Below are 204 nucleotides of genomic sequence, written 5' to 3' on the forward strand. Positions count from 1 at the left end.
TTACGGAGATGACAGCGGGGTGTTCCTCGGGCCGACGGCAAGCCGTGCGGAACGAGGAGGGGCGAGTGAGCGAGCGACAGGCCCGGGTATGGGCCGGTGTCGATTCCGGTAAAGGCCACCACTGGGCCGCGGTGGTCGATGAGACCGGCGCGACCTTGTGGTCGAAGAAGATCGAGAACGACGAGACGGCGATCCTGACCGCCA

Annotated in this window: 1 protein-coding gene; it reads left to right on the forward strand. The window is 66.2% G+C overall.

Annotated elements, in window-relative coordinates; translation table 11 throughout:
* Window positions 1-65: 65 nt before the first annotated feature.
* The coding region (locus IH09_RS38715) for an IS110 family transposase (protein ID WP_190233555.1) at window positions 66-204 on the forward strand (139 nt) is incomplete at its 3' end.

This window comes from Streptomyces celluloflavus, from assembly GCA_000720995.1.
Classification (GTDB): Bacteria; Actinomycetota; Actinomycetes; order Streptomycetales; family Streptomycetaceae; genus Streptomyces; species Streptomyces celluloflavus.